At 49.1% G+C, this 21,193-nt stretch carries 24 protein-coding genes; 1 reads left to right on the forward strand and 23 read right to left on the reverse strand.

Features of this window, described 5'->3' with window-relative positions; all coding sequences use genetic code 11:
- Positions 1–44 precede the first annotated feature (44 nt).
- The 23 genes from ribD to JWG88_RS08415 all read right to left on the reverse strand — a co-directional run bounded on the left by ribD (position 45) and on the right by JWG88_RS08415 (position 19,573).
- Complete coding sequence (gene ribD, locus JWG88_RS08305) at positions 45–1,187, reverse strand: bifunctional diaminohydroxyphosphoribosylaminopyrimidine deaminase/5-amino-6-(5-phosphoribosylamino)uracil reductase RibD (RefSeq protein WP_240194353.1); 1,143 nt, start codon at positions 1,185–1,187, stop codon at positions 45–47.
- Positions 1,138–1,641 carry a transcriptional regulator NrdR gene (gene nrdR / locus JWG88_RS08310; RefSeq protein WP_205233272.1) on the reverse strand — a complete coding sequence of 168 codons (504 nt, stop codon included), beginning with the start codon at positions 1,639–1,641 and terminating at the stop codon, positions 1,138–1,140. Before nrdR ends, ribD begins: the two co-directional genes overlap by 50 nt.
- Positions 1,642–1,738: 97 nt before the next feature.
- Positions 1,739–2,992 carry a serine hydroxymethyltransferase gene (gene glyA, locus JWG88_RS08315; protein WP_205233273.1) on the reverse strand — a complete coding sequence of 418 codons (1,254 nt, stop codon included), beginning with the start codon at positions 2,990–2,992 and terminating at the stop codon, positions 1,739–1,741.
- A 169-nt stretch (positions 2,993–3,161) separates the two neighbouring features.
- Positions 3,162–3,608, reverse strand: coding sequence for a ribose 5-phosphate isomerase B (gene rpiB, locus JWG88_RS08320; protein ID WP_205233274.1), 447 nt, complete (start codon positions 3,606–3,608; stop codon positions 3,162–3,164).
- Between the two features lie 3 nt (positions 3,609–3,611).
- The gene (fabF, locus tag JWG88_RS08325) at positions 3,612–4,853 is read right to left on the reverse strand and encodes a beta-ketoacyl-ACP synthase II (protein WP_337833113.1); all 1,242 of its coding nucleotides are present in this window, start codon (positions 4,851–4,853) and stop codon (positions 3,612–3,614) included.
- 155 nt (positions 4,854–5,008) lie between these two features.
- Positions 5,009–5,239, reverse strand: a complete 231-nt coding sequence (gene acpP, locus JWG88_RS08330; protein ID WP_205233275.1) for an acyl carrier protein — start codon at positions 5,237–5,239, stop codon at positions 5,009–5,011.
- A gap of 207 nt (positions 5,240–5,446) precedes the next feature.
- Positions 5,447–6,190, reverse strand: a complete 744-nt coding sequence (gene fabG, locus JWG88_RS08335; protein ID WP_205233276.1) for a 3-oxoacyl-[acyl-carrier-protein] reductase — start codon at positions 6,188–6,190, stop codon at positions 5,447–5,449.
- Positions 6,190–7,380, reverse strand: a complete 1,191-nt coding sequence (locus JWG88_RS08340) for an electron transfer flavoprotein subunit alpha (RefSeq protein WP_205233277.1) — start codon at positions 7,378–7,380, stop codon at positions 6,190–6,192. Before JWG88_RS08340 ends, fabG begins: the two co-directional genes overlap by 1 nt.
- Before the next feature lie 17 nt (positions 7,381–7,397).
- Positions 7,398–8,177 (reverse strand): electron transfer flavoprotein subunit beta/FixA family protein, encoded by a 780-nt coding sequence (locus tag JWG88_RS08345; protein ID WP_205233278.1) that lies wholly within the window; start codon positions 8,175–8,177, stop codon positions 7,398–7,400.
- A gap of 170 nt (positions 8,178–8,347) precedes the next feature.
- Positions 8,348–9,499, reverse strand: a complete 1,152-nt coding sequence (locus JWG88_RS08350) for an acyl-CoA dehydrogenase family protein (protein WP_205233767.1) — start codon at positions 9,497–9,499, stop codon at positions 8,348–8,350.
- A 13-nt stretch (positions 9,500–9,512) separates the two neighbouring features.
- The gene (locus JWG88_RS08355) at positions 9,513–10,487 is read right to left on the reverse strand and encodes a beta-ketoacyl-ACP synthase III (RefSeq protein WP_205233279.1); all 975 of its coding nucleotides are present in this window, start codon (positions 10,485–10,487) and stop codon (positions 9,513–9,515) included.
- Positions 10,487–11,503, reverse strand: coding sequence for a phosphate acyltransferase PlsX (gene plsX / locus JWG88_RS08360; RefSeq protein ID WP_205233280.1), 1,017 nt, complete (start codon positions 11,501–11,503; stop codon positions 10,487–10,489). Before plsX ends, JWG88_RS08355 begins: the two co-directional genes overlap by 1 nt.
- Before the next feature lie 9 nt (positions 11,504–11,512).
- On the reverse strand, positions 11,513–11,701 hold the full coding sequence (gene rpmF / locus JWG88_RS08365; protein ID WP_205233281.1) for a 50S ribosomal protein L32: 189 nt from the start codon (positions 11,699–11,701) through the stop codon (positions 11,513–11,515).
- A gap of 36 nt (positions 11,702–11,737) precedes the next feature.
- Positions 11,738–12,250: a YceD family protein gene (locus JWG88_RS08370; RefSeq protein ID WP_205233282.1), complete on the reverse strand. Its 513-nt coding sequence runs from the start codon at positions 12,248–12,250 to the stop codon at positions 11,738–11,740.
- 231 nt (positions 12,251–12,481) lie between these two features.
- Positions 12,482–12,901, reverse strand: a complete 420-nt coding sequence (locus JWG88_RS08375; protein WP_205233283.1) for a Crp/Fnr family transcriptional regulator — start codon at positions 12,899–12,901, stop codon at positions 12,482–12,484.
- 24 nt (positions 12,902–12,925) lie between these two features.
- Positions 12,926–13,534, reverse strand: a complete 609-nt coding sequence (locus JWG88_RS08380) for an MlaC/ttg2D family ABC transporter substrate-binding protein (RefSeq protein WP_205233284.1) — start codon at positions 13,532–13,534, stop codon at positions 12,926–12,928.
- Between the two features lie 195 nt (positions 13,535–13,729).
- Positions 13,730–14,539 carry an MlaA family lipoprotein gene (locus JWG88_RS08385; protein WP_205233285.1) on the reverse strand — a complete coding sequence of 270 codons (810 nt, stop codon included), beginning with the start codon at positions 14,537–14,539 and terminating at the stop codon, positions 13,730–13,732.
- Between the two features lie 69 nt (positions 14,540–14,608).
- On the reverse strand, positions 14,609–15,055 hold the full coding sequence (mlaD, locus tag JWG88_RS08390) for an outer membrane lipid asymmetry maintenance protein MlaD (RefSeq protein WP_205233286.1): 447 nt from the start codon (positions 15,053–15,055) through the stop codon (positions 14,609–14,611).
- The gene (locus tag JWG88_RS08395; RefSeq protein ID WP_205233287.1) at positions 15,052–15,837 is read right to left on the reverse strand and encodes an ABC transporter ATP-binding protein; all 786 of its coding nucleotides are present in this window, start codon (positions 15,835–15,837) and stop codon (positions 15,052–15,054) included. Before JWG88_RS08395 ends, mlaD begins: the two co-directional genes overlap by 4 nt.
- On the reverse strand, positions 15,834–16,625 hold the full coding sequence (locus JWG88_RS08400; RefSeq protein WP_205233288.1) for an MlaE family ABC transporter permease: 792 nt from the start codon (positions 16,623–16,625) through the stop codon (positions 15,834–15,836). Before JWG88_RS08400 ends, JWG88_RS08395 begins: the two co-directional genes overlap by 4 nt.
- Positions 16,626–17,105: 480 nt before the next feature.
- Complete coding sequence (locus tag JWG88_RS08405) at positions 17,106–18,146, reverse strand: ABC transporter permease (RefSeq protein WP_205233289.1); 1,041 nt, start codon at positions 18,144–18,146, stop codon at positions 17,106–17,108.
- Positions 18,147–18,158: 12 nt separating this feature from the next.
- A complete protein-coding gene (locus JWG88_RS08410; protein ID WP_205233290.1) occupies positions 18,159–19,214 on the reverse strand; it encodes a microcin C ABC transporter permease YejB in 1,056 nt (351 codons plus the stop codon).
- Between the two features lie 167 nt (positions 19,215–19,381).
- A complete protein-coding gene (locus tag JWG88_RS08415; protein WP_205233291.1) occupies positions 19,382–19,573 on the reverse strand; it encodes a hypothetical protein in 192 nt (63 codons plus the stop codon).
- A gap of 426 nt (positions 19,574–19,999) precedes the next feature.
- On the opposite strand from JWG88_RS08415, the gene rnd reads away from it, so the two are divergent.
- A complete protein-coding gene (gene rnd / locus JWG88_RS08420) occupies positions 20,000–21,106 on the forward strand; it encodes a ribonuclease D (protein ID WP_205233292.1) in 1,107 nt (368 codons plus the stop codon).
- The last annotated feature ends 87 nt before the right edge of the window (positions 21,107–21,193 follow it).

Here is a 21,193-nt window from a genome sequence, read left to right on the forward strand (position 1 = left end):
ACGCTGACGCGGACGACATTTCAGGGGGTAACCGAAAGAGCGGTTTAGAGCGGATAGGCGATATTTCCCTCGACCAGCATATCATCTCCAAGTCTGGTATAATTTACATCGGCAAGAACGATGGCATCCTCTCTGGTTCCTACCGGAAACCGCGGCGTCAACTCATCTCCATCACTTCCGGCAAAGAGCGGAGCATGAAAGAGATAGGCCTTATCGGCAAGCCGCTTTCTGAGAAATCCACTGAATACCCTCCCTCCGCCTTCTACAAGAACAGATGTAATTTCGTTTTTCCCCAGACATTCGAGGACCTGATCAAGATCGAGCAGACCGTCGGCATCGCTCACCTCAAAGAGTTTCGCTCCCCGGCGCTGCAAAGCTTCGCGCCTTTCCGCCTCGGTATTTTTCCCATGAAAAATGAGAGTCTCTGCTTTTGATTGAAGGTTCAGTAATTTTGCTTCAGGCTGAATGGAGAGATGTGTATCAAGAACCACCCTGACCGGGTCCCTTCCGGAATCATCCGCTAATCTGGTGGTCAGAGAGGGATCATCGATGACGGCGGTGCCCCGCCCAACCATGATGGCATCATAACAGTCACGGAGAAGATGAACCTTCTGCAAAGATTCAGCCCCCGTTATCCAACCGCTGGTACCTTTACGGTAATTTAACCTGCCGTCCAGACTGACACCCGCCTTTAGGGCAACCAGCGGTTTTCCCGTGGTGATGAATTTGATGAACGGCTGGTTTATGCTGCGGCACTCCTTTTCCATTACTCCCGAGACGACTTCGATGGAGTGGTCGGCAAGATACTTTGCACCGCTGCCGGCAACCAGCGGGTTGGGGTCCTTCATGCCGATAACGACTTTTTTGATGCCGCTCCGGGCCACGGCATGACTGCAAGGAGGTGTTTTGCCGGTGTGGTTGCATGGCTCGAGGGTCACGTACATTGTGGCTCCTTCAGCCTCGCCCCCCGCTTTTCTCAGGGCGTTGATCTCGGCGTGCGGAGTACCCGCCTTCTTATGGTATCCGGCGGCAACCACCGAGCCGTTTTTGACAATTACCGCACCTACACAGGGGTTGGGAGAGGTTCGTCCCTTTGCTCTTTTTGCTTCCGCCAGAGCAAGCTGCATAAAAAACTGATCAGTCCCGGGAATGCTCATGACGACCACTTGAGTTAGATGGCAGCTCATCCCTTGCATCCAGCAGCGTTTTCAGTTCAGCCATGAACTCATTGACATCCTTAAACTGCCGATACACAGAGGCAAAACGAACATAGGCAACTTCGTCCAATTCCGGCAGGTCTTCCATCACCCACTCACCGATAACTTTGGAGAGGACCTCCTTAGCGCCGAGGTCCTGAAGCTTTCTCTCTATGTTATCCACAAAGTCGTCTATCTTATCTACACTTACCGGTCGTTTTTCACAGGCCTTTTCAAGCCCGATGACCATCTTCTGTCGATCCCATGCTTCACGCCGGCCATCTTTTTTGACCAGCATCGGCATCATCAACTCCAGCCGTTCATAGGTAGTAAATCTCTGATTGCAGGAGAGACAGGAGCGCCGCCTTCGGGTAATGGTGCATTCTTTGTTCAACCGCGAGTCTGTCACTTTATTGTCAAGATGACCACAATAGGGGCACTTCATACAACCTCCTGAATGATGATGTCATGAGAATTTGTCATTTGCCTGCGGCAGGGCAAGATATTACTTAACTGCGATAGCGCCGGCGAAAAGTAAAATTTTAAGCAGTCTCCCTCTTCACTATCGAAGTCAGCGGAAACTTCCGGCACAGTTCCATGATCTCATTACGCACGGCTCCCGTGGTATTTTCATCGCGGGATTCTATCACCCTGTCCATGAATTCGGCTATAAGCTTCATTTCCTCGACCCTCAGCCCCCGTGTCGTCACCAAAGGTGTGCCTATACGGATGCCGCTGGTAACAAAGCGGGACTGGGTGTCAAAAGGTATGGCATTCTTATTCACGGTAATACCGGCTTTACCCAAAATCTCCTCTGCCTCTTTACCACTGATATTCTTGTTGCTGAGATCGATTAGGATAAGGTGATTGTCGGTGCCGCCTGAAACGAGCCGGTAACCCTTCTCAACCAAACTTTCGGCGAGAATTCGGGCATTGGCGATAACATGCTTCTGGTCTTCGATAAAAGGTGTATCCATGGCCTCTTTGAAACTGACAGCCTTGGCGGCAATAGTGTGCATCAAAGGTCCACCCTGGATACCCGGAAAAATATTACTGTTGAGGGCCTTCGCCCATTTTTGTTTGGCCAGGATAAGACCGCCGCGCGGGCCTCTCAGTGTTTTGTGAGTGGTGGAAGTAACAAAATCGGCATATGGAACCGGGGATGGATGCACACCTGCCGCTACCAGACCGGCAATATGGGCCATATCCACCATGAAAAGCGCACCGATGGAGTCTGCAATTTTGCGGAAGCCGACAAAATCAAGGTGTCTGGGGTAGGAACTTGCTCCGGCTATAATCATTTTCGGCCGATTCTCAAAGGCTATTCTTTCCACCTCCTCCATGTCGATCTGTTCGGTATCCCTGCGCACCCCGTAGGAGATAAAATTATACAGCTGTCCGGAAAAGCTGACGGCGCTGCCATGAGTAAGATGTCCACCGTGCGCCAAATCCATGCCGAGAACCTTATCGCCCGGCTTCAGAGTAGCAAAATAGACTCCCATGTTGGCCTGGGATCCGGAATGGGGTTGAACGTTGGCATATTCGGCCTTGAAAATGCTTTTAGCCCGCTCAATGGCTAAATTTTCTATGGCATCGGCATGTACACAACCACCATAATACCTCTTGGCAGGATACCCTTCAGCGTATTTATTTGTAAACACAGAGCCCTGGGCATCCAGCACCGCTTGAGAGGCAACGTTTTCTGAGGCTATCAGTTCGATCTGGTGGTCCTGTCGATCATATTCAGCCTGAATATGCTGAAATACTTCAGGATCTGTTTCAAATAATGTCTTCATCGATATTCTACCATTTCTCCTGGTTAAGATTACCATACCTTGCTGTTGTTCAGGCCACGTTGCAAAATGAAATTCTCATTTTGCAAGGTACCCTTTAGTGTATAAAACAAAAAACTGGTATTTTCATCTGAAAATACCAGTCAGTGCCTTCCGTTCTGCAATGTCACCATTAGTCGCTGAATTGTCGTATTCGCAGTTCATGGCGCCCACCGGCAAAATCAGTGGCCAGCCAGGTTTTGACAATTTCTTCGGCTACACCATCTCCGATAACCCGTGATCCAAGACAAAGTACATTGGCATTATTGTGCTCTCGACTCATTCGCGCGGAATATAGATCCTGGCAAAGCGCCGCCCGTATCTCTCGGTGCCTGTTAGCGGCCATGGACATGCCTATACCTGAACCGCAGACGAGAATGCCGAGATCGCTGGATCCTGAAATTACTGCAGAGCAGACTGCTTCGGCAAAAGGAGGGTAGTCGACAGAGTCAGGAGAGTGACAACCGATATCGTCGACAGCATAATTAAGATTTTGCAGAAGTACGACAATTTTCTTTTTCAGCTCGAAGCCACCATGATCCGCGGCGATGGTAATCTTTACCCTGCTTTTCTCTTTCATAGGCTATCCTTTGAAACGCTGCATTACAACAACACCATTGGTGCCGCCGAAGCCAAAGGAGTTGGAGAGGGCATTTCTGATCTCCATCTTTCTGGCGCTGTTGGGAACATAATCAAGGTCACATTCCGGACTTGCTTCGAGAAGATTGATTGTTGGAGGAGCAATCTGCTCCTGTATGCTGAGAGCTGTGAATACGGATTCTATACCGCCTGCCGCACCAAGCATATGCCCTGTCATCGATTTCGTGGAGCTCACGGCCATCTTGTAGGCATGATCTCCAAATACCTCCTTCAAGGCATTGGTCTCACAGCGGTCATTGAGAGGGGTAGAAGTTCCGTGGGCGTTGACATAGTCGATTTCATCGGCGGCCAGGTTTGCATCCTTTATAGCCATGCGCATGCATTTGATGGCGCCGGCGCCATCTTCCGGCGGAGCGGCAATATGATATGCATCGCTGCTCAGGCCGTAGCCGACTACCTCGGCGTAAATTTTTGCACCGCGGGCCTTTGCGGACTCCAGCTCTTCAAGAATAAGTATTCCCGAACCTTCGGACATGACAAATCCATCCCGGTCCTTGTCAAAGGGTCTGGAAGCCAGCTTGGGCTCGTCATTTCGTGTGGAAAGTGCTTTCATCGCGCTGAACCCGGCAATACCGACGGAGCAGATAACAGCTTCGGTACCGCCTGAAATGATCATGTCGCAACTGCCGTTCTTGATATGCCTGTAAGCTTCACCTACCGCATGGGTTCCTGCGGCACAAGCCGTTGTCAGGGCAAGATTTGGCCCGGTCGTGCCAAAATGCATGGAAATATGACCGGAAGGCATGTTGGGGATTACCATCGGGATAAAAAACGGGGTTACCCGTTTCGGCCCACGTTCGAAAAGAACCTTGTGATACTGTTCAATTGTCGGCAGACCACCCATGCCGCAGCCGGTTATGACACCCACCCTGCAGCTGTTCTCTTCGGTTACGCTGAAGCCGCTGTCTTCCATAGCTTCAATGGATGCTGCCAAGCCATACTGTACGAAAAGATCCAGATGTTTTGCCGTCTTTTTATCAAGAAACTGCGAAACATCGAAGTCTTTAATTTCACCGGCAATTTTGACCGAATAATCGCTTGTGTCAAAACGGGTTATAGAACTTATCCCGCTGACTCCGTCACAGATGTTCTGCCACGCCTTCTTGACACCAATGCCAAGTGGAGTGACAAGTCCGACTCCAGTCACTACTACTCTGCGGCTCACGATAATTACTCCTTTGGTACCTTTAATTTTTTTCTTTGTTACTGGAAGAAACGAATTTCCCTAAAGGTACTTATCCAGCTCCGCTGGGTTAGCATATTGGAGACATAAGTACCTATGTCCTTATATCTCCAAGGAAATACAATGAGACGGCCCTGCTATTTCAGTTTACTGACATAGTCAATAGCATCCTGAACGGTAGCGATTTTTTCAGCTTCCTCATCAGGAATCTCGATATCAAAGCCTTCTTCCATTGCCATAATAAGCTCAACGAGATCAAGAGAATCGGCACCCAGATCATCGACAAATGATGCGTTTGGAACTACTTTCTCTTTCTCTACACTTAATTGTTCTACAATAATATCGACCATTTCTTGATCTATAGCCATTTTCAATCTCCTAACTGTTGAAATATTAGGCAATGCTGTTTTTCACGGCACCGCCACGTTTTATCGGTAAAAACGATTTTACAGAAAATCAGTTACCATTCAAATGGAATTTTCTCCATATAATATGCAACTGTGTGGTTACAAAAATCAGCTCTAACGTAATACATATACTTAAACTATAGCAAGCTAAAATACTATTTTGCCTGCTTACATGTACATACCACCATTTACATGAATTGTCTGACCGGTTATGTAGCCTGTATCTTCACCTGCCAAATAGGCGACGGCGGAGGCGACATCCTCGACGGAACCAAGTGTTCCCATGGGGATTTCACTCTTGATTTTCTCTTTGACATCATCGCCGAGAGCTTCGGTCATCTCCGTTTCAATATATCCCGGAGCAACGCAGTTGACGGTTATGCCCCGACTGGCATACTCTCGTGCCAGTGATTTCGCCAGACCGACCAACCCGGCCTTGGCGGCGGCATAGTTTGTCTGACCGGCATTTCCGGTTGATCCGACAACCGAGGTAATATTGATAATGCGGCCCCAGCGTTTCTTAATCATTGTCCGCGAGGCCGCTTTGGAACAATGGAATGCGCCCTTCAGGTTGGTAGTGAGCACCGCATCCCAGTCAGCCTCTTTCATTCTGGCGACCAGACCGTCACGGGTGATTCCTGCATTATTGACGAGAATATCCAGGGAGCCTGCAGCACTGATAATCTCCTTCACGCTGCTCTGGACCTGTTCACCGTCGGCAACATCAAAAGCGATAATCTCTGCTGTGCCGCCTGCCTTCTCGATCATCGACCTGGTTTCTTCCGCAGCATCCGGCCGGCTCACATAGTTGATATAGACCTTGGCCCCAGCAGCCGCCAGACGGATACAAACAGCTCTGCCGATCCCTCTGCTGCCCCCGGTAACCAGTGCGATTTTTCCCTGTAAAGTCATTATTTCCGCTGCTCCTCTATCCTGGTGATGAGCTTGGGTATGATCTCGTTCAAATCTCCAACGATGCCGAAGTCGGCAATATCGAATATCGGAGCATTTTTGTCACGGTTAATGGCCACAATCGCCTCAGCCGACTGCATCCCGGCGACATGCTGAACCGCGCCTGAAATACCACAGGCCACATAAAGCTTGGGAGCGACGGTTTTTCCAGTCTGGCCCACCTGATGAGGGTAGGGAATCCAGCCTGCATCAACCACCGCGCGAGAGGCCGACACATCGGCACCAAGTGTCTCCGCAAGTTTCCGAATCAGCTCAAATCCCTTTTCACTGTCGAGGCCGCGCCCTCCGGAAATGAGAATGTCCGACTCCTGGATATTGACGTTGCCTTGAGAGGCGACAACCGATTCAACCACCTTGATTCGGCTTTGAAGTTCTTCGGGCTGCGTTGTCACCGTTACAATATCTCCCTGCCTGGCAGGATCATATTCATTTGCCTTCATCACCTTAGGACGGACTGTCGCCATCTGCGGGCGTGAGCGCGGACATTCGATGGTGGCCATAATATTGCCGCCGAATGCCGGTCTGGTCTGCAACAGTGCCCCATCTTCATCCCTGATTTCAAGGGAGGTACAGTCCGCGGTAAGTCCGGCATTGAGGGTGGTTGCCACACCGGGAATGAACGATCTGCCGATGGCGGTAGCACCTGCCAGCACGATTTCCGGGCGATGCTCGCTAATCAGTCTGGTGACGATTGCGGCGTAGCTGTCTTCGGCAAAATTGCCCAGTTGAGGATGCTCGACGGCATAGACCGTATCGGCACCGTAACCGATGAGTTCGGCAGCGGTTTTCTGTATACCATCACCGATCAGCACCGCAGCGAGTTTGACGCCGCGCTTGTCGGCCAGTTTTCTGCCGATGCCTAGAAGCTCTAGAGATACCGCGGCAAGCGCGGATTTACGAAATTCGCAGTAGACCCAGACTCCGGACCAGCTGCTAAGATCCGTTTTTAGATTGTCTCCGCTGATCTCCATTACCAGCGCTCCGGAATCGCAGGCATCGACACAGGCGCCGCACAAGGTACAGCTCTCTCCGATGACCGGCAGACCATCCACCATTTCTATTGCGGCAAAGGCACACTGTTCCTCACAGATACCACAGCCTATACAGATTTCCTTATTCAGTTTTAACATGTGTATCTCTGTGGGGATTATAAATAGGGTTTGAGCTTTTCGACCAATTGATCGATCTGCTCGTCAAGGGAACCGGTGAATACCGCTCTTCCCCCTCGTGGTTGCGGCGGGAAGACTCTGACAACCTGGGTCGGCGAACCGGGCAGTCCGATGGAACCGGAATCGGCCTCGATATCAGCGGCCGACAAGGTGGTGATGACCGCCTTCTTCGCTTTCATCTTGCCCTTCAGCGAAGGAACGCGGGGTTCATTGATATCCTTGACCACCGTCAGCAGCGCCGGAAGACCGATCTCGACGACATCATAGCCATCATCCATCATGCGTTCGGCAACAAGCCTTTTCTCGTCCGCTTGCCGTATCTTCTGCACACAGGTGAGATAAGGTATATTCATCCTTACGGCCAGTCCCGGACCTACTTGCGCGGTATCGCCGTCAATGGCCTGCTTGCCGCAGAGAAACAGATCAAAGGTGCCGAGCCTGGCAATGGCCTTGGCAAGCGTATAGGCAGTCGCCCAGGTGTCGGACCCGGCAAAAGCGCGGTCGGAGACCAACACACCATTATCGGCACCGCAGGAAATGGCCAGACGCAGAACCTCTGCAGCCTGGGGAGGCCCCATGGTAATTACCGTAACCTCACCGCCGAGCTTTTCCTTTAACCTGACCGCCTCTTCCAGGGCATATTGGTCATATGGATTCATTATTGATTCCACACCTTCCCTGGCAAGTGTGTTGGTTACCGGGTCAAGGCGGACATCATTGGCATCCGGTACCTGCTTAACACAAACAACAATTTTCATGAATACCCTATCCCGGCGTTGCAAAAATTCTTCATCCGCTTCGTGAGTAAATTACGAATGGAGCCTCTTACTTTGCCATCGTTGAAATCTTTTAAGTAATTGCGTGATTTACGCCTCAAGGTCTCGTGTACTGAAAAGAGCGGACAACGATGTGACCGCTCCGTGAGTAGTTATCGGGCGTATTCCTTGTTCAGTTCCTGTCCGATGACATTGCGCTGAATCTGATTGGTTCCCTCATAAATCTGCAGAATCTTAGCATCTCTCATCATCTTTTCGACCGGGTATTCACACATATACCCATATCCTCCCATGACCTGCACGGCATCGGTGGTCACCCTCATCGCCATATCGGTAGCAAACACCTTGCTCATTGAAGATATTTTCGAGATATTTTTCGGATGAGCGTCAATATGTCGGGCCGTACAGTAAACAAGGGATCTCGAAGCTTCTATATCTATCGCCATATTTGCCAGCATATGCTGTACGGCCTGGAAGCCTATGATCGGCTTGCCGAACTGAACACGCTGCTTGGCATAGACCGCAGCCTCATCCAGAGCGGCTTGACCAAGACCGACACCCAAAGCGGCAATTCCGGGTCTCGAGGCATCAAGCGTCTTCATCACCGTAATAAATCCGGTACCCTGGCGGCCGATCAGGCGGTCCCTGGGAATCCTGCAGTCCTTGAATATCAGCTCGGTGGTGGAGGAAGCCCGAATTCCCATTTTCTTTTCTTTCGGTCCACAGCTGAAACCCGGATCACCCTCTTCAACAACGAACATCGAAGCTCCGCGAGGTCCCTTGCTACGGTCGGTTATGGCGACAACAGTGTAAATCTGGGCCTCGCCGCCATTGGTAATCCACTGTTTGGTACCATTAAGAACCCATTCGTCACCATCGAGCACCGCCGTGGTGTTAATACCTGAAGCATCGGAGCCGGCATTGGCCTCGGTCAAACCGAAGGCCGCGAATTTCTTGCCCGAGGCCACATCCGGCAGGTATTTCCGCCTCTGCTCTTCGGATCCGGAAAACAGCAGGGGATAGATTCCCAGCGAACTTGCGGCAAAGGCTGTGCCCACACCGATACATCCACGGCCAAGCTGCTCCAGCGCCAGTACTATGTCGAAACACCCACCGCCGAATCCGCCGTACTCCTCGGGAATAGGAATGCCGAAAAGATCGGCCTGCGCCATCTCGCTTAATATTTCACGAGGAAATGCATGCTTCTCGTCCAGCTCGGCACGGTTTGGTATAATTCGCTCATCAGTAATTTGCTTAGCAATATCAACAATCATCTGCTGTTCTTCAGATAAAAAATAATCCATCATTCTCTCCTATCTACCACTTTAACAGGGAAGCTCCCCATGTAAATCCTCCTCCAAAGGAACAGAACAAGATCAAATCATTTTCTTCGATCCTGCCGTCTCGATTTGCCTCATCAAGTGCTATTGGAATTGAAGCAGCAGAAGTATTACCATACTTTTGAGCGTTTATGAATACCTTCTCTGCAGGAAGTTCAAGTCTTTCAACAAGATTATTGAGAATTCTGATATTTGCCTGATGAGGAATAACCAGTTTAACTGATTCAAGACCTATTCCGGTCTTCTGCATGAGTCCACGAACAGCATCATCCATAGCTTTGACGGCGTGTTTAAAAACCTCCCGGCCTTCCATAAAAATATGGGCACCGGGCCAGTCCTTCACCTTAATATCGGGATTGGTGCTTTCGGCCGTATGCATATAGAGAAGATTCCAGAGATTGCCGTCTGAAAAATGATTGACGCCGACGAATCCGCGATCACTGTCGCTGTGACCCACTACCGCAGCCCCCGCGCCGTCTCCGAAAAGGATACAGGTGTTGCGGTCTTCCCAGTTCAATCTGCCGGACAATGTCTCCGCGCCGATAACCAGAATCTTTTTTTCCTTATCGGAATGAATGTATTTATCGGCTAAATCAAGAGCATATAAAAAACCGGAACAGGCGGCGTTGAGATCAAAGGCGAAGGCATTTTGCGCGCCAATCTCCTTCTGCACAAAGCAGGCACAGGAAGGCATGAGCATATGTGAACTGATTGTGCCGACGATGATAAGGGATATCTCTTCGGCAGCCACTCCGGCCATTTCCAGGGCATTTGCGGCAGCCCGGGCGGCGAGGACATGGGTGTATTCCCCGGTTGTGCTGATATGCCGCTGTTGAATACCGGTTCGGGTTCGAATCCACTCATCGGTGGTATCGACAATTTTTTCGAGATCTTCGTTAGTTACTACCTTGCTGGGAAGTGATGATCCGGTACCTAAAATAATTCTTCCCATTATGAATCCACCGAGCTGATCTGATTTTTTTCAAGGTCCTTCAGGATCTTGTCCTTGACATTGTTTTCAACCATTTTTACTGCTTCCAGTATAGCGTTTTTTATGGCCTGTGCGTTTGATTTGCCGTGACAAACGATACCCGTCCCATTAATGCCCAGCAAAGGTGCTCCGCCGTATTCGGTATAATCCACCCGCTTCTTGAATCGATTAATCGCAGGTCTGGCCAGCAGATATCCCATCTTCGCCAGAGGGGACTTGATGATTTCATTTTTGAGCATCTGCATGACCGCCTCGACAAGCCCCTCACTTACCTTGAGAATATTGTTTCCGACAAAGCCATCGCAGACTATTACGTCGACATCTCCTTTATAGACATCCCTTCCCTCAACATTACCTATAAAATTGAGCGAACTTTTCTGCAGCAACTCATAGGTAACCCGGACAAGACTGTTGCCCTTGCCGCTTTCCTCACCAATGGAAAGAATTCCAACCCGTGGGCGGTCAACATCGTAGAGGGAGGCAAAGGCCGATGCCATCACGGCAAACTGAAAAAGGTGCAAAGGACGACAATCGACATTTGCACCGATATCCATTATAACGACCGGTCTTTTTAGCGTGGGAAACATTGAGGCGATACCAGGCCTGACAACATTCTTCACTCTTCCGAGTTTGCGCAGTGCGGCAGCCATTGTCGCTCCGGAATTTCCGGCACTGACAACACCATCAACTTTTTTACTGCGGGCCAGATCAAAGGCCACCATGATGGAAGAGTCTTTTTTGCGACGGATGGCATCAACAGGATATTCATCCATGCCGACGACCTCGGAAGCATGCACTATTTCCAGTGAGGAAACAGGAGAACTCTCATCAGGGAGTTTATCAATATGGGACTGCAGGAGTTCGGCATCACCAACGAGGGTAACTTTTATGCCGGCCTGTTTTACAGCTTGTAATGCCCCGGTGATCAACTCTTCTGGGCCATAATCCCCACCCATGGCATCCAGGGCGATATGCACGGTTTGCTCCTATTCTAAATCCGCAGCAATGTGGAACACTTTGCGTCCTTTGTAGGTGCCGCAGCTTCCACAGAGACGGTGTGGCTCTTTAGGCTCACTGCACTCCGGACAAATAGAGAGACCTGGTGCTTTCAGCGCGTCGTGGGAGCGTCTTTTCCGGGTACGGGAATGGGAATGTCTTCTTTTTGGTAATGCCATGGTTTCCTCCGATATATTGTTCAGGCAGGTTCACTGCTATTTTTTAAGATGCTTCAAGACGGCAAAAGGTGAATCCGGCTGCTTTTCAGCACAGCCGCATTGCCCGTTATTTAGAGAGGCGCCGCATTGAGGACATAATCCTCTGCATTGCTCGCTGCATAGCAGTTTTTCCGGAACAGACAGAATGAGCTGCTCCATCAATACCTCTTTTACATCTATTACTGGTTCTTCAAGGAAGACAGTTTCGCAATCCTCATCACTGCATTCCACTTCCTTCCGGGACAGAGAGCTGTCTTCTTCTAATCTGAAAATATAATTAAATGCTTCATCCACAGTAAAAGGAACGGAACAGCCGCACCGTCCGCAATCCAGAATTACGGCGGCCTTCAGGTTGCCTTTCAATGAGACGGTAATTTCATCCAGCAGGAAAAGGGAGAGTTCAGCTTTCGGCTTGCTCGTAAAAGTCATTCCCGAATCCGCAGACCATGCCGTCTCGGTGATGACTAGTCGTGTTCCCCTCTCCGTTATGTCACTAAATGGAATCTTCACATCAACCTCAATTCGTCTCTCCGTTTTAAGAAATTCTTTCTTAAAAAGCGAGAAGAATTTCTCGGGCACAAAACAGCTTCAGAACAGAAAGACGAAATAAGCAAAAGTAATCAATTTTAATAGGAATGGCCAGAAAAAAATCTCATAGGATGGAAAATCAGCGGGAAAACTTGCCTAAAAGGATCTTTGCCGGCCCCCGAAAGATAGCACAATTCGGTATCCCGATGGGAATTAGAGGACATGAGCCAGTCTTTGGGAATTTGCCTGCAGCCTCAGAGCGGCAATCCCGAGCAGCTCTTTGAGAATTTTGACGGCCAGTTCGGGGCGTGATTTTTCGATCTTTTCAAAATCCGCAGCCGATAGATAGCAGAGAAGGGAATCCTCGATGGCCACGATGGACATCTTTCGCAATCCGTGCCCGGTCAGACCCTTTTCTCCCACAGGAGAGCCCGGATCGAGCAGTGCCACAATTTGCTGCCTGTCCTCGAATCCGGTTCCTGTCTGTACTCCAAGGCGCCCGCTTTTTACGAAAAATACGCCTTCGGCAGGATCATCCGGAGAAAAGAGTACCTCTCCGCGGGAAATTTTTCTTTCCTCCAGATATTTGGAAACCTCCCCTCGTTCATTTTCGCTCAGCTTCTTTAAAATCATGACCTGCTCGTATTATGGACTGCTCTACTCAAATGATGCATTCTTTCTCTCAAGAGTCTTTATCAATCCCTCGTATCCTTCCTGGCGGATTATCGATTTGAACTCCGCCCGGTAATTCCGGATAAGGCTTACTCCTTCTATATTGATATCATAGACCACCCATTTATCGTTATTGTTAGTCATAATGTAGTGGACAGGGTACTGCTCGCCATTGGTCTCAACCAGTGTGGACACCTGCGCTCTTCCCTCTTTTACGCGCTCACCCACATACTCAACGGTTTCGCCCGAATAATTCTCAAGCTGTCCGATATAGTTATTTTCGAGGAGTTTGGTCATCTGTTTGGCAAAATGGTCTCTTTCTTCTTCTCCTATTTCCCTCCAGGTTGCCCCCAGAACTCTTTTGGACATTTCTTTAAAGTCAAAACGATCTGAGACGGTTGTCATTATCAGATCCCTTCGTTTTTCCTTATGCTCCTTCCCCTGAAGCTCTGGATCACGCAGGATATCGATAATTCTCTGCAACGTAGGTTTAAGCTCTTCCGTCGGACTCTGAACTTCCGCATATGCTTGAAACGCGGATAATAGAAAAACAAGGGCTACCGGATAAATGATCGATCTAATTATTTTTGACATGGTAAAACCTGATTTTGATATGGGTTTATTACCAGGAGCCTGTCGGAGAAAACACTTTCCCCCCTTGGCGTTGTTCTGAGGAAAAATTGCGATTCTCCGGCACACTCCTGGGACGACTACTGTCTTTATTTCTTGCGGCGGGTCGGAAGTGTCAGTCCACAAAGGGCACCTGTACAGACACTCGAACATGCCGTATTAAAAATCGGTCTCTTCACTTCTGGCCTTTTTTACTATGTTTCTTCTAAAATCGAAAAAAGACTGGCGTGTAGCCACATAAGGATCAAGTGAATATTTTTTTATGTCCTCATAGACATCCTGACTGAGAGAGAGGAAATTGATCCTGTTCACTGAATAATATAATGCACTCTGATCGGTTGTCATATTCGTATATGCAGCAGGACTGACAAGCGCGTCACCGACCAGACCGACTGAATGCCGCACATTAGACGGCCCCAATACCGGCCAGCAGATATACACCCCCTCCCCTATGCCATACGCCCCGAGAGTCTGGCCGAAATCGGCCAGCCTGGGTTCAAGATTATATTCCCGCAAGGCGACATCGGCCAAACCATAGACCCCGAAGGTGGAATTTATAACAAAGCGCAGGGCAACGACGCCGGCATCCTCAAAATTACCCTGGAGCAGATTATTGATCAGGCGAATGGGGGCGGCCAGATTATTGAAGAAATTCCCAAAGCCTTCACGCAGATCAGCCGGGATAACATAGGAGTAACCGGTCTTGACCGGCTTTAACACCCAGAAGTAGAGCCTGTCGTTAAACTGAAAAAAGACCCTGTTGAGTGGCTCCAGCGGATCGTGAATCAACTCGGCATTATACTCTTCCCGGTAACCTTCATAATCGTCATCGAGAAGATCAGGTACTTCCGCGGCAGGCTCATCGAGAAGATTCGGCATATCATCCATGGATTCCGAAGAAGTATCGGCAGCCGGAGAATTCACAGAAGCAAAGCAAAAAATACAAATAAGTATTAAAATTTTTTTCATATTAGCTCATTACCTCTCATTACCATTGGGCGAAGTTTCGATCCGGAGGACCGAGACTCCGATCAACTTCTACTCGCTGCTGCCAAAAGCAAATTTGCTTATCAATGATTCTATATCCACCGACGATTCCGTATCAACAATCAAATCCCCTTCTTTGAGCTGTTCTTCAGCACCGCCGAGGGTAATCTGAATATATTTATCGCCGATAATACCCTGGGATTTGACCGATGCCATTGAATCATCTGGTATTTCAATATTTTTATCGATCTCCAGAGCAAGGTTGGCGTATTGATCCTGCAGGGCAACTTCCGCTACCTTACCAACGTCTACACCGGCGATCTGTACCGAGGCGCCTTTTTTCACCCCTGCTACATTATCAAATTCAGCATGAATAGTGTAAGTTCTACTGCCTCTGAAAAGTGAGACTTCCCCCAGATTGAAGGCCAGATAAACTAAGGCCAGAAATCCGGCTATGATGAACAGACCAACGGTTATCTCTACACTTGATTTTCTCATATTTCCACCAAACGGCTCTGATATATCTGCCCCATTGTAGTTTTGACAAAGTCCTGGATATGTTCTTTCCGAGACCATTGAATCTCTTCAGGACTCCCGAAAACATCCACCTTCCCATTATTCAGTATAATCACCTGATCGGCAAGGTTGAGCACCCGGGGAATGTCGTGGCTGACTATGATTGAAGTGAACCCCACTTTTTTTTGTGTTCCGGCGAACAGCTGATAGATATCCTGGGACATCACCGGGTCAAGCCCTGTTGTCGGTTCGTCGAACAGCATGATATCGGGATTGAGCTGCAAGGCCCTTGCCAGGCCGACTCTTTTGCGCATACCGCCGCTGAGCTGCGCCGGATATCTCTCGTCGGTACCGCCCAGCTCAAGCGTCTCCAGGGTACGCTGCACATTTTCCCTGATCTCTTTCTCTGATTTATCGGTGCGCTCACGCAACGGCAGCGCGACATTGTCAAAAACCGTCATGGAATCGAAAAGCGCCGAGCCCTGAAAGAGGACACCGAACTTGCTGCGCAGCTTCTCCAGCTCCCTACTGCGGATACCGACAATGTTGATGTCGCCGACACGTATTTCACCTTCATCCGGTTCCATCAGACCGAGAATCAACTTCAGTGTAACACTTTTACCCTGGCCGCTGCCACCCGCTATAACCGTGGTTTTGCCGGAGGGGATATCGAAATCCACATGATCCAGCACAACCTGCCTCTCACCATTCGCCCTGGAGAAAGATTTAACGACATTTCTAAATTCAATAGCCACTTCCTTCATAACAGCACCGCGGTTAACAGATAATCAAAAATCAGCACCGAAATGGAGGAGAGTACCACGGCTTGAGTAGTGACCTTGCTGACACTTTCCGCGCCAAATCCGGCCCCCCGTATGAGGTGCACGAAAAAGCCCCTGCCCGTGCATATCCAGACGACGAGCATCCCGAAAACCACTGATTTTATAAAACCCAGGCGAATATCATGGGTGGTGACACTGCTTTTCATCCCCTCCATGAAGCTCCCGGGATTGACTCCCATCAACTCCACTCCGGCAATGTACCCTCCGGCAATACCGACTACATCAAAAACAGCGGTAAGAAGCGGCACCGAAATCAATGCAGCTATAAATTTTGGGCTTATCAGATATCTGAATGGATCGACGGCCATGCAGTCGAGCGCATCTATCTGTTCTGAAATGCGCATTATGCCCAGTTCGGCACACATTGCCGATCCTGCACGGCCGGCAACCATCAGGGCTGTGAGAACCGGGCCGAGCTCCATTATAAGCGTCAGGGAAACCGCCGATCCCAGCATACCCTCCGCCCCGAATTTACTCAGGGAGTAATAGCCCTGCAGCCCCAGAACCATTCCTGTGGAGATGGCGGTAAAAAAAATGACTACAAGCGATCCGGCGCCAATAAAGTGAATCTGTTTGATGCATTCCGCAAAACGAAAAGGAGGCTTGAATACGCCCCTGACGGCCATGAGCAGATAAAGTCCCATCCTGCCGAGATCCTTGAGGACGTAAAGACCATTATTACCAAGTTTTCTGATTGGATTGTTTTGCATTTCTTCTCAATGTGCGAATCTGGATGCCGGCCTGCAGCTTTTATTTTTTTTTCTGATTACCCCTAATCCTCAGCTCAAGGTCGGGACTGCTCTTTTCACGGGTCTCTACAGCCCGGACGGCTGCAGCGAAGCCCCCATGGACGGGTTTATGGCGTCCCGATGAAAAGAGCGGTCCCGGCCTGGGCCAGAAAAATGCTGAGTTTCAGGGGTAATCAGATTTTTTTTTGTGCATATTTCTAAAATCCGTTTGACCGCAAAACCAGCATAAAGACAATCCCCTGAAGTGTCAATGTGGATCCGCTCAAAATCATCAATCCAGCAGCTCAGCCAGACTGGGTAACACGCCCTTAAGGAGAAGCGCAGCTGTTACTCCATACAGGAAACTCACCGATAGTTCTTTGCGCAACAGGGCTGCCGAAATTCACGTCTCCGTACGTTAACCCCTTTTTCGAATAAATCGAGATCGATATGACAATTTCATTATTTTTTTCTGGGATCGAAGGTATCGCGCAGGGCCTCACCTATGAAAATCAGTAGAATAAGCATGCCGACCAGAACCCCAAAACTGGAAAGAGAAAGCCACCATGCATCAATGTTAGCCTTTCCCTGGGCGAGCAGCTCTCCCAGGCTTGGTGTCGTGGGCGGCACGCCGAGGCCAAGGAAATCGAGGCTGGTCAATGCCAGAATCGCAGCAGACATCCTGAAGGGCAGAAAGGTGATGACCGGGGTCATGGCGTTGGGGAGAAGATGTCTTACCATAATTTTCAGATTGCCCACCCCAAGGGCTCTTGCAGCCGTTACATATTCCAGGTTTCTGCCACGGAGAAATTCCGCTCTGACATAATCGGACAGCCCCATCCAGCTGAAAAGCGAAAGAAGAATGAGCAGAAGAAGGAGGCTCGGCGAGAAAATCGATGAGAAAATAATCAGGAGGTAAAGCTCCGGCATCGAACTCCAGATTTCAATAAATCTCTGGCTGAAAAGATCGGTTCTCCCTCCGACATATCCCTGTAGAGCACCTGCCATTATGCCGACAAGTGTTCCGACTATCGTCAGACTGAGACCAAAAAGAATACTGACCCTGAAACCATAAATAATCCGGGCCAGAACATCCCTGCCCCTGTCGTCGGTCCCCAGATAATTCTCACCGCTCGGCGGCGAGGGCACTGAACCCTCTATATTTAGGTTAATAGTATCAAAGCTGTATTTATTGAAAGGAAAAACTGCAAAATTACCGGGTCTCGACATCAATTCCTTGAAAAAGGGGTCAAGATAATCCGTTTCCGTCTCGAAATCTCCGCCAAAAACCGTTTCAGGATAGGATTGGAAGATCGGAAAATAGTAGCTATCCTCAAATTTGACCAGAAACGGTTGGTCATTACTGATGAATTCGGCAACCATGCTGAGTGTAAAAACTACGGCAAACAAGATAAGACTGTAATATCCTCGCTTATGTCTGCGGAACAGACGCCATCTTCTCCTGGTGAGGCTGTTTCGTTTTGCCGGGAGTTCTTTCGTCATCTCATCTTATCCTCATGATTCAAGACTTTCAAAACCAATTCTGGGATCGACAAGTACATAGCTCATATCGGAAAGCAGACGCGCCACCAGACCAAGTATGGTGAAGAAGTAGAGCGTTCCCAGGACGATGGGATAATCCCGGTTCAAGACGGCTTCATAGGCCAGCAGGCCCATGCCGTCGAGGGAGAAAATTGTCTCTATAAGCAGGCTCCCGGTAAAGAATGCCGCGAGAAAATATCCGGGAAATCCTGTTATTATGGGAATGATGGCATTTCTGAAGACGTGCTTGTAGAGCACCTTCTTTTCGTGCAAGCCCTTTGCCCGGGCAGTCAGTACATACTGCTTGCCGATTTCCTCCAGAAAGGAATTTTTGGTGAGCATGGTCATGACGGCCAGGCTGCCTACCGCGCTGGAAATAACCGGCAGAACCATATGCCATAAATAATCCAGGATTTTTCCTATGAGGGAAAGCTCACTCCAGTTGTCGGATACCAGTCCGCGGAGAGGAAATATATTCCAGAAACTTCCACCGCCGAATAAAACCAGGAGGGCGATACCCAGGACGAACCCGGGAATGGCATAACCAACAAGAATTACCGTACTGCTGAATATGTCGAAGTTGGAACCATGCCTGACTGCTTTCTTAATGCCCAGTGGTATACAGACGCCGTAGACGATCACGAAACTCCATAGTCCCAGGGACATGGAAACGGGCAGTTTGGAAATGACCAGGTCGGCCACCGTTCTCTGATAATAGTATGAGGAGCCAAAATCAAAGACCAGGTATCTTTTCATCATGGCGAAAAACCGCTCTACCGGCGGTTTATCGAAACCATAAAGCTCCTCCAGTTTTTCGATTCGCTCAACATTGAGACCGGAGGCGGCTCGATACATAGAGGAACCGCCTCCGCCGACTTCGCCTCCGCCGGTGCCCAGCCCTTCCATTTCAGCGATCAGCTTCTCAACCGGCCCTCCGGGAACAAACTGAGTCACGGTGAAAGTTATCACCATCACCCCGAACAGAGTAGGTATCATCAGCAATATTCGTTTGATTATATATGCGAACATAATGAATTCACCTGGTCTTTTTGTAAGATGCGAAAATCGGCTGGTTAGTGCTGCATGGAAACACTGTAGTTATCAAATGAGCATAATCAACGATGTTGGACTTGTTAAAAAGCTCGATCTTCGTTGTTGTATACTCCGCCTGGTATTCGAATTGTTCTCGCAATAAGTTACCACAACTCTCTAAAATGGCTGGAGAAAAGTTCAACATACCAGGCGCTGTATTTGACAGGCAGGTCTTTGGCTATACCAGGTAGTAAGTCGAGGCCTGCCCAAAAACCTGCAACGGAGGAGATCGGGCTTTGTCGAAGTGCGCTTATGGCGACGCCATAAATACTGTCTACGATACTGTCTACGAGCATGTCCCTCATCCCGCCTTCTTGGCATGAACTGAAGGATTACCTGTTTTTACTATATTATCAAGAAATTCCAAAAAAAATCCTCAAATTTTCGCTGCCGATACGCCCTCCCTGATCAGTGATCTACTCTTCAGGGCGGTATGATTCCCGGTATTCACCGAAACGAACCACAGAGGCAAAAGTACTCGCGATCCAATAAAAATATATTGAGACTCTTTTTCCTTAGCATTATGCTTGTTTTTTCTTCTATATTTAGTATCAGTCTTTAAAGCGGCAGCAATTGTTGCCGGAGCATTTGCAGCCCTCATGGATACCGTCTATAATACATCCGGTTTTCCATGGTGGTAACGGGTTTTATAGTTAACAAAAATCACCGGTCCGTTCTTCACTGCACAAAATCCATTCATACTAACAGGTTTCCTTAAAAATATGATTACTTCTTCTGATGCATTACATGATCTTGTAGAAAAGGCCAGGCTGGCGAATTCTGTGGCCATAGATACCGAATTTGTCTGGACGAAAACCTACCTGCCCCGCCTCGGACTTATCCAGCTGGCATTATCGGATGAAGAATGTTATCTGCTTGATCCGTTGGCTGTTGAGGACCTCTCTCCCTTTGGGGAACTTCTGGCCGATCCAAGCGTCGTCAAAATACTCCACGATGCCCCTCAGGATCTGGCAATCCTTCACAGCGCCACCGGGTATATTCCGAAAAATATTTTCGACACCCGCCTGGCTGCGGGGTTTGCAGGACTCACCGCCACGCTTTCCCTTGGCAATCTGATCCAGGAGTTGCTCGACATCACCCTTCCCAAAACGGAAACCCGGACTGATTGGCTCAAACGCCCGCTGGATCAGGACCAGATTCTATATGCCCTGGATGATGTTCGCTATCTACGCGCCGCCAGAATTATTCTGATCAACAGAATTATCGGCCCCGAGATCAAATCCTGGCTCCAGGAGGAGCTTGACCTTCTTAACGACCCCAAAAACTATAATGGCTTGACTGCGCATACCCGCTACAAGAGAATCCGCGGGTCAAAAGGACTCGAGTCTATAGAACTGGCCATCCTGCGTGAACTTGTGATCTGGAGAGAACTGACAGCCAAAAAAATCAATCGTCCCCGGGGGCATGTCGTCAAGGACTCCGACCTTCTGGAACTCAGCAGAAAGAAAACGACCAGCATTGAGCAACTGCAGGAGAAAACTTCTCTTTCGGCAAGAACAATTGAACGCTGGGGGGAAAATCTCATCGCCGCAGTGCAAGCAGGCCTGACCTGCCCCGTCGAAAAACGTCCTCAGAAGGAACAGTCAATGCGGCTTAGCACGAAGAACTCGCAGATGCTGGAAAGACTGAATGAGTTCATTCAATTGAAAAGCCAGATGCAGGGCATTGATCCAATGCTCATCGGCAACGGTTCGGAGTTGAAGAAACTTGTTAAAATCCTTAACAAGTCACATAAATCAGAGCTAGTCAGACAAATGGAAGGATGGAGAAAGACCTTCCTGAACGATTTTTTCAGATACGCCGTCTGACTATGTCGCTCACCCGGTAACCGTGCCTTTATATTTGATCAAATTTTATGACGTATACCTTTGCTCTCTATATGCTCTCCCGAGGAG

This window comes from Desulfopila inferna (genome assembly GCF_016919005.1).
Classification (GTDB): Bacteria; Desulfobacterota; Desulfobulbia; order Desulfobulbales; family Desulfocapsaceae; genus Desulfopila_A; species Desulfopila_A inferna.

Excerpts from the sequence above, each read along its gene's own strand:
- JWG88_RS08410 (WP_205233290.1), bottom strand. The coding sequence starts at position 19,214 with ATGTTCGCATATATAATCAAACGAATATTGCTGATGATACCTACTCTG.
- mlaD (WP_205233286.1), bottom strand. The coding sequence starts at position 15,055 with ATGAGAAAATCAAGTGTAGAGATAACCGTTGGTCTGTTCATCATAGCC.
- JWG88_RS08405 (WP_205233289.1), bottom strand. The coding sequence starts at position 18,146 with ATGACGAAAGAACTCCCGGCAAAACGAAACAGCCTCACCAGGAGAAGA.
- nrdR (WP_205233272.1), bottom strand. The coding sequence starts at position 1,641 with ATGAAGTGCCCCTATTGTGGTCATCTTGACAATAAAGTGACAGACTCG.
- rpmF (WP_205233281.1), bottom strand. The coding sequence starts at position 11,701 with ATGGCATTACCAAAAAGAAGACATTCCCATTCCCGTACCCGGAAAAGA.
- fabG (WP_205233276.1), bottom strand. The coding sequence starts at position 6,190 with ATGACTTTACAGGGAAAAATCGCACTGGTTACCGGGGGCAGCAGAGGG.
- JWG88_RS08395 (WP_205233287.1), bottom strand. The coding sequence starts at position 15,837 with ATGAAGGAAGTGGCTATTGAATTTAGAAATGTCGTTAAATCTTTCTCC.
- glyA (WP_205233273.1), bottom strand. The coding sequence starts at position 2,992 with ATGAAGACATTATTTGAAACAGATCCTGAAGTATTTCAGCATATTCAG.
- JWG88_RS08340 (WP_205233277.1), bottom strand. The coding sequence starts at position 7,380 with ATGTTAAAACTGAATAAGGAAATCTGTATAGGCTGTGGTATCTGTGAG.
- JWG88_RS08355 (WP_205233279.1), bottom strand. The coding sequence starts at position 10,487 with ATGGGAAGAATTATTTTAGGTACCGGATCATCACTTCCCAGCAAGGTA.
- JWG88_RS08400 (WP_205233288.1), bottom strand. The coding sequence starts at position 16,625 with ATGCAAAACAATCCAATCAGAAAACTTGGTAATAATGGTCTTTACGTC.
- JWG88_RS08385 (WP_205233285.1), bottom strand. The coding sequence starts at position 14,539 with ATGAAAAAAATTTTAATACTTATTTGTATTTTTTGCTTTGCTTCTGTG.
- JWG88_RS08380 (WP_205233284.1), bottom strand. The coding sequence starts at position 13,534 with ATGTCAAAAATAATTAGATCGATCATTTATCCGGTAGCCCTTGTTTTT.
- JWG88_RS08415 (WP_205233291.1), bottom strand. The coding sequence starts at position 19,573 with ATGCTCGTAGACAGTATCGTAGACAGTATTTATGGCGTCGCCATAAGC.
- rpiB (WP_205233274.1), bottom strand. The coding sequence starts at position 3,608 with ATGAAAGAGAAAAGCAGGGTAAAGATTACCATCGCCGCGGATCATGGT.
- JWG88_RS08350 (WP_205233767.1), bottom strand. The coding sequence starts at position 9,499 with ATGGATTATTTTTTATCTGAAGAACAGCAGATGATTGTTGATATTGCT.
- acpP (WP_205233275.1), bottom strand. The coding sequence starts at position 5,239 with ATGGCTATAGATCAAGAAATGGTCGATATTATTGTAGAACAATTAAGT.
- ribD (WP_240194353.1), bottom strand. The coding sequence starts at position 1,187 with ATGAGCTGCCATCTAACTCAAGTGGTCGTCATGAGCATTCCCGGGACT.
- JWG88_RS08375 (WP_205233283.1), bottom strand. The coding sequence starts at position 12,901 with ATGATTTTAAAGAAGCTGAGCGAAAATGAACGAGGGGAGGTTTCCAAA.
- JWG88_RS08345 (WP_205233278.1), bottom strand. The coding sequence starts at position 8,177 with ATGAAAATTGTTGTTTGTGTTAAGCAGGTACCGGATGCCAATGATGTC.
- rnd (WP_205233292.1), top strand. The coding sequence starts at position 20,000 with ATGATTACTTCTTCTGATGCATTACATGATCTTGTAGAAAAGGCCAGG.